Genomic DNA, 15,753 nt, shown 5'->3' with positions numbered 1-15,753 from the left:
ACCACGTGCCACGGCCCCCCGACTACGCGCCCGCCGTTCCGCCGCCCCGGCCCGACCCCGCACAGGTGGTGCCGTGGGGCGTACGGGTCGCGGCGGAGGCCGGCTGGCGGCTGCTGGTGCTGGCCGGCACGGTCTGGGTGCTGATGCGGGTCATCAGCGCCGTCCAACTCGTCGTGTTCGCCTTCGTCATCGCGCTGCTCCTCACCGCCCTGATGCAGCCCTCGGTGGCCTGGCTGACCCGGCGTCGCGTGCCGCACGGGCTCGCCACCGCGCTGACCGCGATCCTCGGGTTCGTCGTCATCGGGCTGATGGGCTGGTTCGTGACCTGGCAGGTCATGGAGAACATCGACAACCTCTCCGACCAGGTCCAGGACGGCATCGACGAGCTGCGCAACTGGCTGCTCAACAGCCCCTTCCACGTCACCGACAAGCAGATCAACGAGATCGCCGAGAACCTCCGCGAGGCGATCGGCGCCAACACCGACGAGATCACCTCGGCTGGTCTGGAAGGTGTCACCGTCGTCGTCGAGGCGCTCACCGGCATTCTGCTGGCCGCCTTCTCCACGCTCTTCCTGCTCTACGACGGCAAGCGCATCTGGCGGTGGACGCTGAAGCTGGTGCCTGCCGCGGCCCGCCCCGGCGTCGCCGGCGCCGGCCCGCGCGCGTGGGCGACGCTCACGGCGTACGTACGCGGCACGGTCCTCGTCGCCCTGATCGACGCCGTGTTCATCGGCATCGGCATCTACTTCCTGGACGTCCCGATGGCCGTCCCGCTGGCCGTCTTCATCTTCCTGTTCTCCTTCATCCCGCTGGTCGGCGCGGTGGCCTCCGGCGCCCTGGCCGTGGTGGTGGCGCTGGTGACCCAGGGCGTCTTCACCGCGGTCATGACCCTGGTGGTCGTCCTCGCCGTGCAGCAGATCGAGGGCCACGTCCTCCAGCCGTTCATCCTGGGCCGCGCGGTCCGTGTCCACCCGCTCGCGGTGGTGCTGTCGGTGGCGGCCGGGGGCATGGTGGCGGGGATCGGCGGTGCGGTGGTGGCGGTGCCGTTGGTGGCGGTGTCGAACACGGTGGTCGGCTATCTGCGGTGGTACTCCCAACCAGCCCGTCCGGCGATCGAGGACGAGGCCGTTCAGGCCGAAGAGGAGTCCGGGGGCGCGGCCCCCAGGGACGACGACCACGACAACGCGAAGGACCCCGCCCACGAAGCGTGAGCGGGGTCCGCAGAGCGACGGCGTCTACTCGACGTCGGCCAGCACGGCCTCGGCCTCCAAGGTGGCGCCCACCGCCTGGATCACCGAGGCGATCTTGAACGCCTCCTGGACGACCTCACGGTCCACGCCCGCCTTGCGCAGCACCTGCTCGTGCGAGTCGAGGCACATGCCGCAGCCGTTGATGGCGGACACGGCGAACGACCACAGCTCGAAGTCGACCTTGTCGACACCGGGGTTGCCGATGACGTTCATCCGCAGCCCCGCGCGGAGGTTGCCGTACTCGTGGTCGGACAGCAGATGCCGGGTGCGGTAGAAGACGTTGTTCATCGCCATCACGGCGGCCGCGGACTTCGCCGCCCTGTACGCCTCCGGCGAGAGGTTCGCCTTCGCCTCCGGCGCCAGCTCGCGCAGCACGATCGGGGAGCGCGCGGCGATGGCGGTCGCCAGCACCGTGCCCCACAGCTGCTGCGCCGGGAGGTCGGAGTTGCCGATGACCGAGCCCAGGTTGAGCTTCAGGTCCTTGGCGTAGTCCGGTATGCGGGACTTGAGGGAGTCGAGGGACATGTCACTCACTCTCCGGCAAGCAGCTTGACCGGGTCCAGGGTGTCCTCGCCCTTGGTCCAGTTGCACGGGCAGAGCTCGTCCGTCTGGAGGGCGTCCAGGACCCGCAGGACCTCCTTGGGGTTACGGCCGACCGAGCCGGCGGTCACCATGGAGAACTGGATCTCGTTGTTCTGGTCGACGATGAAGACGGCGCGCTTGGCGAAGCCGTCCTCGCCCTCGATGCCGAGGTCGCGCATCAGCTCGTGCCTGGAGTCGGCCATCATCGGGAACGGCAGGTCGCGCAGGTCGTCGTGGTCCTTGCGCCAGGCGTGGTGGACGAACTCCGAGTCACCGGAGAAGCCGAGGACCTGGGCGTCGCGGTCGGCGAACTCCTCGTTCAGCTTGCCGAAGGCCGCGATCTCGGTCGGGCAGACGAAGGTGAAGTCCTTCGGCCAGGCGAAGACGATCTTCCACTGACCCTCGTAGGTCTTGTGGTTGATGGTCTCGAACTCCTTGCCCTTCTCCAGCGAGACGCAGGCGGTCAGTTCGAACTCGGGGAACTTGTCACCGACAGTGAGCACAGGCTCTCCTTGCAGCGAAAGAGACACCTGTTCGGTACACGTGTACAGGTGTCTCCCTTGGGTTGGACCTTACCGATCCTGGCGCAAGGTGCATTGATACGGGAAATAGCTACACTCGGTCGGGTTGATCGGAGAGTGCTATCAGTGACGGTGAGTAAGAGAAGGCAGCCCAGCCTCGCCCAGTTGCGTGCCTTCGCGGCCGTCGCCGAGCATCTTCACTTCCGGGACGCCGCCGCCGCGATCGGCATGAGCCAACCCGCCCTGTCCGGGGCGGTGTCGGCGCTGGAGGAGTCACTCGGAGTGACGCTGCTGGAGCGCACCACACGCAAGGTGCTGCTGTCGCCGGCCGGTGAGCGGCTGGCGGTGCGGGCGAAGGCGGTGCTGGTGGAGGTCGGGGCGCTGCTGGAGGAGGCGGAGGCGGTCCGGGCGCCGTTCACGGGAGTGCTGCGCCTCGGGGTGATCCCCACCGTCGCGCCGTACCTGCTGCCCACCGTGCTGCGACTCGTCCACGACCGGTACCCGCACCTCGACCTCCAGGTGCACGAGGAGCAGACCGCGAGCCTCGTCGACGGCCTCACCTCCGGACGCCTCGACCTGCTGCTGCTCGCGGTTCCGCTCGGTGTGCCCGGCATCGCCGAACTCCCGCTCTTCGACGAGGACTTCGTCCTTGTCACGCCGCTGGGCCATCGGCTCGGCGGCCGCGAGGGCATTCCCCGGGAGGCGCTGCGCGAGCTGAAGCTGCTGCTGCTCGACGAGGGCCACTGCCTGCGCGACCAGGCCCTGGACATCTGCCGGGAGGCGGGTCGCGAGGACGCGCCGGTGACCACGACGGCCGCAGGGCTGTCCACGCTGGTCCAGCTGATCGCCGGCGGACTCGGTGTCACCCTGCTGCCGCGCACCGCCCTCAAGGTCGAGACCAGCCGCAGCAGCCAACTCCTCACCGGATACTTCGCCGACCCGGCCCCCACCCGCCGCGTCGCCCTCGCCATGCGCACGGGCGCGGCCCGCGGCGCGGAGTACGAGGAGTTGGCGACGGCGTTGCGCGAGGCGATGCGTCCGCTGCCGGTGCGGGTGCTGGACGAGGGCGCGTGACCAGCCGAACGGCCCGCACCCGCACTACTCCGTGCGCAACCCGTCCGGCCGCATCAACCGCAGCAGCGGCGGCAGGCTGAGCAGCGTCACCGCGAGGACGACGCCCGCGGCCACGCCCGTCATGGACAGCACGCTCGGCCAGTCGACGACGACCGGGGTGTCCGTCATACGGAGCAGGACCGCGCCCAGGGTCAGACCCACCACCGAGGACAGCAGCAGACCCAGGGCGATCGGGATCGCCGTCTGCCACAGGACCGACAGACTCAGGGTGCGGCGCCGGGTGCCGAAGGCGACCAGGGACGACAGGAGCTTCTTGCGGTCGCGCAGCTGCTCCAGCTGGGAGACCAGCAGGCTCGCGCCGATCAGCATCATGACGCAGACGGCGCCGACGAACAGGCCGGTGCGGATGGTGCCGTAGCGGTCGGACGTGCGGGTGGAGTACCACGTCATGGGGTACGAGAGCGGGTCAGCGGCCGTCGCCGTGTTCCGTACCCGGTCGTACACGTCCGGCACCGAGCGGTCCAACTCCAGGTACACCTGGCCCTTCAGCGCCGGCGCGGCGGCAGCGGGCAGGGCCTTCGGGGTGACGAGGAAGCCACCTCGCTGCCGGCCCATGAAGTCCTCCCGCGTCTTCGCCTCCTTCAGGCCCTTCGGCACCGTCCAGGCGATCTCCTGCCGAGGCGGCCCGCCGTCGTACGACGGATCCAGGTACACCGTCCGGCCCGGCTGCTTCACCAGCTTCCCGGTGTCCTCGTCGTACTCGGAATTCGACACGTAGAAGATGTCGCCGTCCCGGCACGAGGGAAGCCGGGCCGTCTGGCGCAGCGAGGCGCAGTCGCCGACCGTCATCTCGGCGCCCATGTCGGGGTCCTTGCGCCGCTCGCCCAGATAGCCCTCGGCATACGCGTAGACCTGCTGGACGCCCTTGGTGTCCCGGAACTTCTCGACCGCCGGGTCGAGCGGGATGTTGCGGGACAGGGCGACCTCCATCTGCGCCCGCTGGAGGTCGTACCGGGACTGCTTCGTGTAGTCGTTCTCCACCCCGGCGAACAGCATCTGCAGCGCGATGGCCCCGGCGACCGCCACCGCGACGCCGTTCACCATGCGGGCCGCGGTGCCGCTGCTCAACTGGAGCCTGCGGACGGCGAGTTGCCAGGCGACACCGCCCGAGCCGAGCCGGGCGACGACCGCCTCGACGACCCAGGGGAGCAGCGTGGTCACGCCGATGAGCAGCAGTAGCACACCGCCGATCACCAGATACTCGTTGAAGGTGCCGTTGTCGCTGCCCTGGCCGATCATCGGGTAGAGCATCGCGAGACCGCCCAGCGGCAGCAGCAGCCGCCACCACAGCCGGCGCCGCGAGGGCTTCGCCGTACGCACCACACCGAGCGGCTCGATCACCACCCCGCGCATCGCGAACAGCGTGACCACGACCGCCGCCGCCGGTACCGCGAGGCCCACCAGCAGCGCCAGCACGGGGGAGGGGTTCAGGTAACTCGGGAAGACGCTGACCTCGAACACCTCGACCGAGCCCGCGATCTGACGGCCGACCAGGAAGAAGCCCGTACCGAAGACCAGCCCGAGCACCGCGCCCGCCAGTGCCTCGCCGGCCGCGATCCGCCGCGTCATCCGGCTGTCGGAGCCCACCAGCCGCAGCGCCGCCAGCCGTCGGTCGCGCCGTTCGCCGCCGAAGCGCACGGCCGCGGCGATGAACACGGCGACCGGCATCAGCAGCACCACGAAGACGACGATGACCAGCAGAAGCAGCACGGGATCGGTCTGGGCCTCGCTCGGGCTCGTGTCCCCGAACCGTTCGATACGGGCCACGCGGGCGCCGTCGATGTACGGCGCGAGGTCGTCGCCGCCCCGGAAGAAGGCGAGTTCGTGCGAGCCGATCAGCCCGCTCTCCCCGATGGTCCCGACGATCCGCTCCGGCAGCCGCTCACGCAGCAGCTTCGCGTCGTCCGACTCCAGCAGGCTCTTCAGCGCCGGGGAGACGACCATCTCGCCCACCGCCGGGAACTTCTCGAGGCCCGGCGGCAGCGGAGCCTTGGGCCCCTCGGGTTCCAGCGCCCGGCCGCGGATGTCCTTGTTCCGGAAGTCCGTGTCGACGTCCGCGACGATCAGGGTGGCGTCCGACCGCTTGGTCTCCGTGTAGCTGTAGTCGATGTCGGCGCGGGCGCTCTCCCGGTCGTGCCGGACCTGCTGCATGTTCGGGACCGCGGTCGTCAGCAGCAGCAGCGCCACGCCGAGCCCGACCCCGACAGCCGTCAACAGGGCCCGGACCCAGCCCTCACGTCCGCCGGCGAAGGCGAACCGCGCCCCCATGCCCAGATCCTTGGCCCACTGACGCACGCTCATACGACGCGCTCCATGTCCCGGGACCTGCCGTCCCGTACGACGATCTCGCGGTCGGAGTAGGCGGCCACCCGCGCCTCGTGCGTGACCAGGACGACGGCGGCGTTGGCGGAGCGCGCGGCGTCCGTCAGGAGCTCCATCACGCGCTCGCCGTTGAGGGAGTCCAGCGCGCCGGTCGGCTCGTCGGCGAACAGCACGCGCGGGTCGGTGACCAGCGCGCGGGCGACGGCGACCCGCTGCCCCTGACCGCCGGAGACCTCACCGGGCCGCTTCTTGCGCAGGTCGTCGACCTCCAGCCGTTCCATCCAGGTCAGCGCGGCCCGCTCGGCCTCCTTGCGGGAGGTGCCGTTCAGCCGCAGCGGAAGGGCGACGTTCTCCACGCACGTCAACTCCGGCACCAGCTGCCCGAACTGGAAGACGAACCCGAACTCGGAGCGCCTGAGCGCGCTGCGCTGGGCGTCGTTCATGGTGGCCAGCTCGCGCCCGTTGTACGTGATGGACCCCGAGTCCGGCGGCACGATCCCGGCGAGGCAGTGCAGCAACGTCGACTTGCCGGAGCCGGACGGCCCCATCACGGCGACGACCTCGCCGGGGTGTATGGAGAACTCGGCCCCGTCGAGCGCGACGGTCGGGCCGTAGGCCTTGCGCAGCTCCTGGGCCGCGAGCAGGGAACCGGGAGGAGGGGTCACTTGACGACCACCTCGGCCAGCTTGTCGAGACGCGCGGCGGTGAGCTCCAGCCAGCGCAGGTCGGCCTCCAGATGGAAGAGGGCGTGGTCGCAGATCAGCTGGTCGGCCAGGTCCCCCTTCCGCTTGCGGTCGGTGAGGATCCGCATCATGCGCAGATGCTCGGCACGCTGGGTGTCGAGGATGTCGGCCGCGTCGCGCCGGGTGAGCAGTGCGAGGACGACCTTGGTGTAGAGGGTCGACTGGAGGTACGGCTCCGGCTTCTCGGGCGTGGCGAGCCACCGCTGTACGTCGGTGATGCCGGCGTCGGTGATGGCGTACCGCTTGCGCTCGGGCCCGCCGCCGGGCTCGATCCCGTCGACCTCGACGAGCCCGTTCTTCAGCAGCCGGGACATCGTCGAGTAGACCTGGCCGTAGTGCAGCGGCCGGTCGTGACCGAACTTCTCGTCGAAGGCCCGCTTCAGGTCGTAGCCGTGACGGGGGCCCGATTCCAGGAGCCCTAGGAGGGTGTGACCGATGGACATGAGCAGGACACTACACCGGGTGTATACGCGGCATGTATACGCGGTGTGTGTAGATCATCGCGTGGGGTGTGAAGGCCCAGGTGGGGGCCGATTGTCACGGTTCTGCTACTGAGACTCGGGGGGTTTCACGGGCGGCCGACCCCGGCGTGGAATCGGCTTGGCCTCGCCCGGCAGCCGCCCCGCCTCCGCGAGGGCGCGCCGCAGCAGGAACTCGATCTGCGCGTTGGCGGAGCGCAGTTCGTCCCCGGCCCACCGCGCGAGCGCCTCGTACACGGCCGGGTCCAGCCGCAGCAGCACCTGCTTGCGCTGCTGCGGCCGCCGCCTCGGCGAGGACTCCTCCGAAGGAACCGTCACTGGTAGAGCGTCCCCGTGTTGAGTACCGGCTGCGGGGACCTGTCACCGCACAGCACGACCATCAGGTTCGACACCATCGCCGCCTTGCGCTCCTCGTCCAGCTCCACGATGTCCTGCTCGGAGATCCGGGCCAGCGCTGCCTCCACCATGCCCACCGCCCCGTCCACGATCTGCCGCCGGGCCGCGACGACCGCCCCGGCCTGCTGCCGCTGGAGCATCGCGGAGGCGATCTCGGGAGCGTACGCGAGATGCGTGAAGCGCGACTCGATGATCTGCACCCCGGCCGCCTCCACGCGCGCGTGCAGTTCGACGGCGAGCTTCTCGGTGATTTCCTCGGCGTTGCCGCGCAGCGACAGGCCGCCCTCGTCGTGGGCGTCGTACGGGTACTCGATGGCGATGTGCCGCACGGCCGCCTCGGTCTGGGTGGAGACGAACTCCAGGAAGTCGTCCACCTCGAACGTGGCCTGCGCGGTGTCCTCGACCTTCCACACCACGACCGCGGCGAGCTCGATCGGGTTGCCGTAGGCGTCGTTGACCTTGAGGACGGCCGTCTCGTGGTTGCGGACCCGGGTCGAGATCTTCGTACGGGAGGTGAAGGGGTTCACCCAGCGCAGCCCGTCCTGCCGGATCGTCCCCCGGTAGCGCCCGAAGAGCTGGACGACCCGCGCCTCGCCCGGCGCGACCATGTTCAGCCCGGACATGGCGAGGAGCGAGGCCAGGCCGGCGACCACACCGGGGACGATCAGCGAGGCCTTGACGCCGGCCGCGGCCGCCGCGGCGGCTCCGCCCGCGATCAGTCCGCCTCCGATGAGCAGTCCGGCCAGCCCCAGCAGCAACGCGAGCCCGCCGCCGATGCTGTGCGCGGTGAACTCGCGGACACGCGGGGCGGGCATCTCGGGGACGTCGGGTGCGGTGTCGGTCTTGTGGTCCTGGTCCTTCGGCATGAGTGGCCCCCCGTTTCCTCTTGAAGCCGCAGGACGGCCTCGTCTATCTAAAGTCTATCAAGGTGCTATCACTTTACCCATTCCGAGCAACCCTATGCACTCCCCAGCCGTCGGTTCCGTTGGGACAGGTGCTGATTGTCACGTCCCCAAAAGCCCGGATCGACAGGGCTTTGTCACGACTTCCGGTGTTAGCTTTCTGAGCTGACCTGAGCGGCGAACCTGTGTGGCAGCAGTGCACACAAGAACGAAGCGGAGCGGAACGGACCCATGGGACGAGCGGAAGACAGACGAGCGCGACAGCGCGGTGGCCGCCGCGCCGCGCCCCGGCGTCCGTCCGGGTCGCCGTCGGCCACCGGGACAGACGCGTCGGCCACCGTCATCGGGACGCCCTCCGCCGGCACGGGCGGCCGGGCCGCGGCCCGCCGGGCGGCCAGGTCCGCGGGCAAGGGCAAGGGCGCCGACGGCAAGGGCCGAATACGCCGGCTCTTCACCTGGAAGAAGATCCTCGGCACGTTCCTGGGGACCTGCCTGCTCGCCATCGCCGCCTTCATCGGGCTGTATCTGTACGTGGACATCCCCACGGACAACGCCGCCGCCCAGGCCGCCCAGCGCCAGAGCAACATCTACAAGTACAGCGACGGCTCGCCCCTGGCCCGCGACGGCGAGGTCAACCGCGAGATCGTGGACCTGTCCAAGGTGCCGAAGGAAGTCCGGAACACCTTTGTCGCCGCCGAGAACAAGACGTTCTACAACGACAACGGCATCGACCTGAAGGGCACGGCCCGCGGTGTGCTCAACACGCTGATGGGCAAGGGCGCGCAGGGCGGTTCGACGATCACCCAGCAGTACGTCAAGAACTACTACCTCAGCCAGGAACAGACGGTCAGCCGCAAGCTCAGGGAGATCGTCATCTCCTTGAAGGTCGACCGTCAGATGTCGAAGGACGAGATCCTCGCCGGCTACATCAACACCAGCTACTACGGCCGCAACGCCTACGGCATCCAGGCCGCAGCCCAGGCCTACTACCGCGTCGACGCCGAGAAGCTCAGCGTCGCACAGGGCGCGTATCTCGCCGCGCTGCTCCAGGCACCGAGCCAGTACGACTGGCAGGTCGCGTCCGAAACCGGCAGGAAGCTGGTCACGGCCCGCTGGAACTACGTCCTGGACAACATGGTCGAGGAGGGCTGGCTGGACAAGTCCGAGCGCCAGGACATGAAGTTCCCGACGCCGAAGGAACCGAAGCCCGCCGCCGGCAAGGAAGGCCAGAAGGGCTATCTGATCGAGCTCGCCAACCGTCAGCTGGAGGACCAGCTGATGAAGGAGCAGGGCCTCACCCGCTCCCAGGCCGAGGCGGCGGTCGTCGACCAGGGATGGACCATCACCCTGAACATCGACAAGAAGAAGCAGGCGCAGCTGGAGAAGGCCGTCAAGGCGCAGCTCACCAGCAAGCTGGACAAGAAGAAGCGGCCGGTCGACGCGGACATCCAGGCCGGCGCGGTCTCCGTCGACCCCAAGACGGGCAAGGTCGTCGCGCTGTACGGCGGTGTGGACTACTTCAAGCACTACACCAGCAACGCGACCCGCACCGACTACCAGCCCGCGTCGACGTTCAAGCCGGTGATCCTGGCCGCCGCCCTGGAGGAGAGCGCGCGGACCCGGTCCGGCAAGCCGATCACCGCGAACACGATCTACGACGGCACCAGCAAGCGCCAGGTGCTGGACGCCGACGGCGACAAGGTCGGCTTCGCACCGGAGAACGAGGACGACCGCAACTACGGCCCCATCACCGTCCAGACGGCGATGAACAAGTCCGTCAACTCCGTGTTCGCGCAGATGGGCGTGGACATCGGCATGGAGAAGGTCATGGCCGTGGCCGGCGAGCTCGGCATGGACACCAGTGACGAGCAGGCCGTACCCGCGCAGACCCTCGGCTCCATGGGCGCGAGCCCGCTTCAGATGGCCGGTGTGTACGCGACCCTCGACAACCACGGCGAGAAGGTCACCCCGAGCATCCTGAAGAAGGCCGAGCACAACAGCCGCACGGTCGAGATCCCGAACCCGATCGGCGAGCAGGTCATCAGCCGTGAGGCCGCCGACTCGGTGACCTCGGTGCTGACGGGCGTGGTCGACGACGGTACGGCGAGCGAGTCCGTGGCGAACAACCCCAAGCGCGACGGCCAGAAGGTCGCCGGCAAGACGGGTACGTCCGACGACAACAAGTCGGCCTGGTTCACCGGCTACACGCCGGACCTGGTCACCTCGGTGGGCCTGTTCGGTGAGGACGACAAGGCTCCGCACCCGCAGGTCAAGATGTACGGCGCGGGCGGCGAGCCCCGTGTCAACGGTGGTGGCTTCCCGGCGCAGATCTGGTCGGCGTACATGTTCGGCGTGACGGACCCGGACGCCAGGTTCGACCTGAACACCGACCAGGGCGCCGCGGTCGAGCCGACCTGGACCCCGACCCCGAGCCAGGAGCCGACGACCCAGGAGCCGACGGAGGAGCCGACGACCCAGGAGCCGACGGAGGAGCCGACGACCGAGGAGCCGACGGAGGAGCCCACCACGGAGCCGCCGACGGAGGAGCCGACGACAGAGCCGGCCCCGACGGCCCCGACGGACGAGCCGACGGATCCGATCACCCTGGACCCCGGCAGACCCGGAAACGAGGAGTAGGAAAGCGCCCCTAAAGGGGCGCGGGGCTGTGTTGAATCTGCGGCTCCGCCGCGCGGGCGCGATCAACCACGATGCACCCGCATCCGGCAATGCGCAGTTCCCCTATGGCGCTCAGCCGCGATTCAACTCGAACCAGACGACCTTGCCGGTGCTCAACCGGGTCGCCCCCCACCGCCGAGCCAGCCGGTTAACGAGGTACAACCCCCGCCCACCCTCATCCGTGGCGCGAGCCTGCCGCAGCCGAGGCAACTGAGGCACGTCATCCCCCACCTCGCACCGCAGCACATCGGTCCGCAACAACCGCAACGTCACCGGCCGCGAGGCATACCGCACCGCATTGGTCACGACCTCACTGACCAACAACTCGACGGAATCCGTCAGCTCCTCCAGACCCCACCGGGCGAGCGCCCGACGGGCGAGCCGCCGGGCACGACCCGGCGCCGCGTCCTCCGGCTCCAGGAACCAGTACGCCACGTCGCTCGGCGCGATCCCGTCGAAGCGGGCGGCGAGCAGCGCGATGTCGTCGTCCCGGTCGCCCGGCCCGAGCATGTCGAGCACCTCGTCGCACAGGGCCTCCAGGGGCGGCGGATGGTCCGGCCCGGTCAGCTGCGCGGTCGCGGCGAGCTTCTCGCGCAGCTGCTCTATCCCGGTCCACACGTCACGCAGCCGCGACTCGACCAGACCGTCGGTGTACAGCAGCAGCGTCGCTCCGGCCGGCGCGTCCAGTTCCACGGCCTCGAAGTCGACGCCGCCGACGCCGATCGGTGCGCCCGCCGGTACCCGCAGCACCTCCGCGCGGCCGCCCAGGTGCAGCAGGACGGGCGGTGGATGGCCGGCGTTGGCGATGGTGATGCGGTGCGAGACCGGGTCGTAGACGGCGTACAGGCACGTCGCCATGCGGTCGGTGCCCAGGCGCTGGGCCTGCTCGTCGAGGTGGTGCAGGACCTCCTGCGGGGGCAGGTCGAGCCCGGCGAGCGTCTGGGCCGTCGTCCGCAGCTGGCCCATGATCGCGGCCGACGTCATGGAGTGGCCCATGACGTCACCGACGACCAGCGCCACCCGGCTGCCCGGCAGCGGGATCGCGTCGTACCAGTCGCCGCCGACCCGGGCGGTCTCGGCCGCCGGGAGATAACGGGAGGCCAGCCGCACACCCGTGGGCCGCGGCAGCGTCTCCGGCAGCATGGTGCGCTGCAGCTCGTCGGCGATGTACGCCTCACGGCCGTACAGCACCGCCTTGTCGATGCCCAGCGCGCTGTGCGTGGCGAGCTGGGCGGCGACCAGGAGGTCGTCGGGCTCGAAGGCCAGGCGGTCGGGGCGGCGCAGGAAGACGGCGGCTCCGATGACCCGGCGCCGGCCGCGCAGCGGGGCGAGGATCGCGCGCTGCCCGTCCGGGATGATCAACTCGCCGTCCTCGCCGAGCAGTTCGGGCAGCGCGGCGCGGGCGGCGGGGGCGTCGGCGAAGACGGGACGTACGCCGCGCAGCACCTCGGCGAGCGCGCCGCCCGGCCGCACCTCGCACAGCTCGGCGGTGACCGTGGACAGTTCGGCCAGCTCGGTCGGCTCCGGCTGCTGCGGTGCGGGCAGGAAGCCCGCGCTGTCGGTGTCCCGCTCCTCCGGGATCCGGTCCGTGCGGCGCAGCCGCAGCACGACGGGACCCGTGGGCCGTTCGTCGCCGACCGGCAGCGGGTCGCGCAGATACACGAGGATCGCGTCGGAGAAGGTCGGCACGGTCGCCCGGCACAGCCCCATCACGATCTCGTCCAGGTCGATGCCGCGGGCGATCCGCCGGGTGGCGGCGCCCACGAAGCGCAGCCGGTCCCCGTCCCGTCGCATCGGCGTGGGCCGCCCGGGCGGCAGCCCCTGTCCGGTGCGCCGTTCGGCGGCGGACTGCGGCGGCTCGGTGCCGGGCTGCGGCGGGATGGCCTCGGGGACGGGCCGCGGCCGGTGCGAGTCGGGCTCGGCGGCGACGGAGGGCTGCGAGTGCTCGGGGCCGTTGCCGGCGATGTCTGAGGGCTCCTTGCTCGGGCCGGACGGCGCGGTGGTGCCCGGCGTGGAAGGGGTCTCTCCGGTGCGCGCCTGCGCCGGTAAGGCGGCGCCGCCGGCGCAGGCTCCGCCGTCAGGGGTGTGCGGCGGTGTGGAGTGCGCGGTCGACGGAGTGTCCGGTGGTGTGGTCGGTGGTGTCGAGGTACGCACGAGCGCCCCGCGGGACTCCGCGGGGTCGACGCCCGTCTCGGGGCGTTCGAAGGAGATCGGCTGCTCCGTCACGCCTTTCGAATCCATCCGTCCGGGGCTGCGCGCCGCGCGTGCAGTTCGTCCCGCCGAAACTCCGATACCCGGAATACGTGCCCCAGGAACGGAATTCCCACGTGACCAGAGGCAGTTCCTGTGCCGCCGGTGGAGCGTCCGCCCCTGACGGCGTTGCCCTGGTAACCCTCGCTCACGTCCTGCCGCCCCTCGGTGACGATCGGTCAAGCCCGGCACGCACTCCGGTAGTTGCTGCCGATGCGCGCCCTTGCGGAGGACGATCCTACGTTTGCTGCCCGGGGGCGCATCAAGGGTCTCATGAGGTGATGTGCGCGGGCGTGCGATCCCAGTCCTCAGGCAAAGAAGGTACAGCCCAGGCGGGATCCGGGCGCCAGTGCTGCCAGCCGTCGGCGAACGGCGGCCCCCAGGCACGGATCACCTCGACCGCGTCGCGCCCCGCCTCGCGCACCCGCGCGGCGAGCCGGTCGTCCACCAGTCCGTCCCGCTGGGCCTGCGCGAACTCGTCCTCGTCCCGCCAGTGCCAACCGCGGTCCGGGTGCACCGAGATGTCGAGGAAATGGTCCTCGGAGTCCACCCCGCCCGTCCAACGGGCCAGCGGCTCCTCAAGGTTCACGTACCAGTTCTTGAACTGCCACCCGGGCTCCCAGAACAGCCACACCGACCACGGCTCACCGGGCCGCGCCAGCTTCAGCACGCCGGTCCCGAACCAGCGGTCGCGCTGGACGGTACGGGGCTTGGTGTACCGCGTCTCCAGGGGTTCCAGGTGCACGGCCGTCCCGTCGGCGAGCACGGGCTTCACACACTCGGTGCCCGGCGCCAGCCATACGGCGAGGATCTCGGCGTCGTCCCGTACGACGGTGACGGGGCGCGCGATGTGGAAGCGACGGCCGGCGTTCTCCCGGTACCGCCACAGGATCTGTGTCCCGGGCGCCCAGTAACCCGTCGAGCCGCCCGCTTCCACTTCCGTCGTCATCGCTCCACCGTCTGCCATGCACAGATATTAGGTGCCACAGGCATACGACGCTGCGGCGAGCGTCACGGTTCACCGCACCGCGAGGTTCGTGCGAGCAGTCGTTACGGCCGTGTCATCCGCAGGACATCGAGGGCCTCGTCCAACTGCTCGGTCGTGAGGTCCCCGCGCTCCACGTACCCGCCCTCCAGGACGACTTGGCGGATGGTCTTGCGCTCGGCGAGGGCCTTCTTGGCGACCTTGGCGGCCTCCTCGTACCCGATGTACCGGTTGAGCGGTGTCACGACGGAGGGTGACGACTCGGCGTACTCCAGGGCCCGTTCGCGATGGGCGACGATGCCGTCGACGGTCCGGTCGGCCAGCAGCCGGGAGGCGCCCGCGAGCAACCGGATCGACTCCAGGACGTTCTTCGCGATGACGGGGAGCATGACGTTCAGCTCGAAGTTGCCCGCGGCGCCGGCGGTGGCCACGGTGGCGTCGTTGCCGACGACCTGCGCGGCGACCATGAGGACGGCCTCCGGGATGACCGGGTTGACCTTGCCCGGCATGATCGAGGACCCCGGCTGGAGGTCGGGGAGGCTGATCTCGGCGAGTCCGGTGCGCGGTCCGGACGACATCCACCGCAGATCGTTGGCGATCTTCGTCAGGCCGACCGCGATGGTCCTGAGCTGGCCACTGGTCTCCACGATCCCGTCCCGGGCACCCTGCGCCTCGAAGTGGTCGCGGGCCTCGGTGAGCGGCAGTCCTGTGGTGCGGGCGACCTCCTCGATGACGGCGGCGGAGAACCCGGGCGGGGTGTTGATGCCGGTGCCCACGGCCGTCCCGCCGAGCGGGAGTTCGGCGAGGCGGGGGAGTGAGGCGTGGAGTCGCTCGACGCCGTACCGCACCTGGGCGGCGTAGCCGCCGAACTCCTGGCCCAGCGTCACGGGTGTGGCGTCCATGAGGTGGGTCCGCCCCGACTTCACGACGTCGGCGAACTCCTCGGCCTTGCGCTCCAGGGAGGTGGCGAGGTGTTCCAGGGCCGGGACCAGGTCGCGGGTGACTGCGGCGGTGGCGGCGATGTGGATGGACGAGGGGAAGACGTCGTTGGACGACTGGGAGGCGTTGACGTGGTCGTTGGGGTGGACGTCCCGGCCGAGTCGCTCGGTCGCGAGGGTGGCGATGACCTCGTTGGTGTTCATGTTGGACGAGGTCCCGGATCCCGTCTGGAACACGTCGACGGGGAAGTGCTCGTCCCACCGGCCCTCCGCGACCTCTTCTGCGGCTTCCTGAATGGCCTCGGCGATGTCCTTGTCGAGCACCCCGAGGCGCGCGTTCACCTTGGCCGCGGCGCCCTTGATGCGGGCGAGGGCCTCGATATGGGCGCGTTCGATGCGTTGGCCGGAGAGGGGGAAGTTCTCGACGGCGCGCTGGGTCTGGGCGCGCCACTTGGCGTCCGCCGGGACGTGGACCTCGCCCATGGAGTCGTGCTCGATGCGGTAGTCGCTCATACCGGCTATAGCGATCGGGCGCCCGGGGATGTTCCGCCCGCTCCCCCACACGAGTCCCTCGC

At 70.1% G+C, this 15,753-nt stretch carries 13 protein-coding genes; 3 read left to right on the top strand and 10 right to left on the bottom strand.

Going from position 1 to position 15,753, the window contains the following annotated elements:
- Positions 1–1,211, top strand: a 1,211-nt coding sequence (locus tag L0P92_RS32550; RefSeq protein WP_234766653.1) for an AI-2E family transporter, incomplete at its 5' end; no start/stop codon positions are given.
- Between the two features lie 24 nt (positions 1,212–1,235).
- On the opposite strand, the gene L0P92_RS32545 is transcribed toward L0P92_RS32550, so the two are convergent.
- Both L0P92_RS32545 and L0P92_RS32540 read right to left on the bottom strand, forming a co-directional pair.
- The gene (locus tag L0P92_RS32545; RefSeq protein ID WP_234766652.1) at positions 1,236–1,775 is read right to left on the bottom strand and encodes an alkyl hydroperoxide reductase; all 540 of its coding nucleotides are present in this window, start codon (positions 1,773–1,775) and stop codon (positions 1,236–1,238) included.
- 5 nt (positions 1,776–1,780) lie between these two features.
- On the bottom strand, positions 1,781–2,335 hold the full coding sequence (locus tag L0P92_RS32540; RefSeq protein ID WP_234766651.1) for a peroxiredoxin: 555 nt from the start codon (positions 2,333–2,335) through the stop codon (positions 1,781–1,783).
- A 144-nt stretch (positions 2,336–2,479) separates the two neighbouring features.
- On the opposite strand from L0P92_RS32540, the gene L0P92_RS32535 reads away from it, so the two are divergent.
- Positions 2,480–3,427, top strand: a complete 948-nt coding sequence (locus tag L0P92_RS32535) for a LysR substrate-binding domain-containing protein (RefSeq protein ID WP_234766650.1) — start codon at positions 2,480–2,482, stop codon at positions 3,425–3,427.
- Between the two features lie 24 nt (positions 3,428–3,451).
- Here the strand turns inward: L0P92_RS32535 and L0P92_RS32530 are convergent, their stop codons facing one another.
- The 5 genes from L0P92_RS32530 to L0P92_RS32510 all read right to left on the bottom strand — a co-directional run bounded on the left by L0P92_RS32530 (position 3,452) and on the right by L0P92_RS32510 (position 8,293).
- Positions 3,452–5,788 (bottom strand): ABC transporter permease, encoded by a 2,337-nt coding sequence (locus L0P92_RS32530; protein WP_234766649.1) that lies wholly within the window; start codon positions 5,786–5,788, stop codon positions 3,452–3,454.
- Entirely contained in the window at positions 5,785–6,474 is a 690-nt protein-coding gene (locus L0P92_RS32525; protein ID WP_234766648.1) for an ABC transporter ATP-binding protein, read from the bottom strand. Before L0P92_RS32525 ends, L0P92_RS32530 begins: the two co-directional genes overlap by 4 nt.
- Entirely contained in the window at positions 6,471–6,995 is a 525-nt protein-coding gene (locus L0P92_RS32520) for a PadR family transcriptional regulator (RefSeq protein ID WP_234766647.1), read from the bottom strand. Before L0P92_RS32520 ends, L0P92_RS32525 begins: the two co-directional genes overlap by 4 nt.
- 105 nt (positions 6,996–7,100) lie before the next feature.
- A complete protein-coding gene (locus tag L0P92_RS32515) occupies positions 7,101–7,349 on the bottom strand; it encodes a type II toxin-antitoxin system antitoxin (RefSeq protein WP_234766646.1) in 249 nt (82 codons plus the stop codon).
- The gene (locus tag L0P92_RS32510; protein ID WP_234766645.1) at positions 7,346–8,293 is read right to left on the bottom strand and encodes an SPFH domain-containing protein; all 948 of its coding nucleotides are present in this window, start codon (positions 8,291–8,293) and stop codon (positions 7,346–7,348) included. The genes L0P92_RS32515 and L0P92_RS32510 overlap by 4 nt, the downstream gene beginning before the upstream one ends.
- A gap of 267 nt (positions 8,294–8,560) precedes the next feature.
- Here L0P92_RS32510 and L0P92_RS32505 point away from each other — a divergent pair, with 267 nt between their 5' ends.
- The gene (locus L0P92_RS32505) at positions 8,561–10,966 is read left to right on the top strand and encodes a transglycosylase domain-containing protein (protein WP_234766644.1); all 2,406 of its coding nucleotides are present in this window, start codon (positions 8,561–8,563) and stop codon (positions 10,964–10,966) included.
- 111 nt (positions 10,967–11,077) lie between these two features.
- Here the strand turns inward: L0P92_RS32505 and L0P92_RS32500 are convergent, their stop codons facing one another.
- The 3 genes from L0P92_RS32500 to L0P92_RS32490 form a co-directional block, all read right to left on the bottom strand.
- Positions 11,078–13,231 carry a SpoIIE family protein phosphatase gene (locus tag L0P92_RS32500; RefSeq protein ID WP_372497366.1) on the bottom strand — a complete coding sequence of 718 codons (2,154 nt, stop codon included), beginning with the start codon at positions 13,229–13,231 and terminating at the stop codon, positions 11,078–11,080.
- Between the two features lie 295 nt (positions 13,232–13,526).
- A complete protein-coding gene (gene fomD, locus L0P92_RS32495) occupies positions 13,527–14,222 on the bottom strand; it encodes a cytidylyl-2-hydroxypropylphosphonate hydrolase (RefSeq protein WP_234766642.1) in 696 nt (231 codons plus the stop codon).
- A gap of 83 nt (positions 14,223–14,305) precedes the next feature.
- The gene (locus tag L0P92_RS32490; RefSeq protein ID WP_234766654.1) at positions 14,306–15,691 is read right to left on the bottom strand and encodes a class II fumarate hydratase; all 1,386 of its coding nucleotides are present in this window, start codon (positions 15,689–15,691) and stop codon (positions 14,306–14,308) included.
- Positions 15,692–15,753: the final 62 nt, after the last annotated feature.

Origin of the sequence: Streptomyces muensis (genome assembly GCF_021474425.1) — a bacterium.
In the GTDB taxonomy this organism is placed as follows: domain Bacteria; phylum Actinomycetota; class Actinomycetes; order Streptomycetales; family Streptomycetaceae; genus Streptomyces; species Streptomyces muensis.
Note: the sequence above shows the minus strand (reverse complement) of the source record. Positions and strands in the feature narration are given on the sequence as shown.

What these genes read in the sequence shown, in the direction of transcription:
- L0P92_RS32545 (WP_234766652.1), bottom strand. Translation starts at nt 1,775, where the DNA reads ATGTCCCTCGACTCCCTCAAGTCCCGCATACCGGACTACGCCAAGGAC.
- fomD (WP_234766642.1), bottom strand. Translation starts at nt 14,222, where the DNA reads ATGGCAGACGGTGGAGCGATGACGACGGAAGTGGAAGCGGGCGGCTCG.
- L0P92_RS32520 (WP_234766647.1), bottom strand. Translation starts at nt 6,995, where the DNA reads ATGTCCATCGGTCACACCCTCCTAGGGCTCCTGGAATCGGGCCCCCGT.
- L0P92_RS32530 (WP_234766649.1), bottom strand. Translation starts at nt 5,788, where the DNA reads ATGAGCGTGCGTCAGTGGGCCAAGGATCTGGGCATGGGGGCGCGGTTC.
- L0P92_RS32510 (WP_234766645.1), bottom strand. Translation starts at nt 8,293, where the DNA reads ATGCCGAAGGACCAGGACCACAAGACCGACACCGCACCCGACGTCCCC.
- L0P92_RS32505 (WP_234766644.1), top strand. Translation starts at nt 8,561, where the DNA reads ATGGGACGAGCGGAAGACAGACGAGCGCGACAGCGCGGTGGCCGCCGC.
- L0P92_RS32490 (WP_234766654.1), bottom strand. Translation starts at nt 15,691, where the DNA reads ATGAGCGACTACCGCATCGAGCACGACTCCATGGGCGAGGTCCACGTC.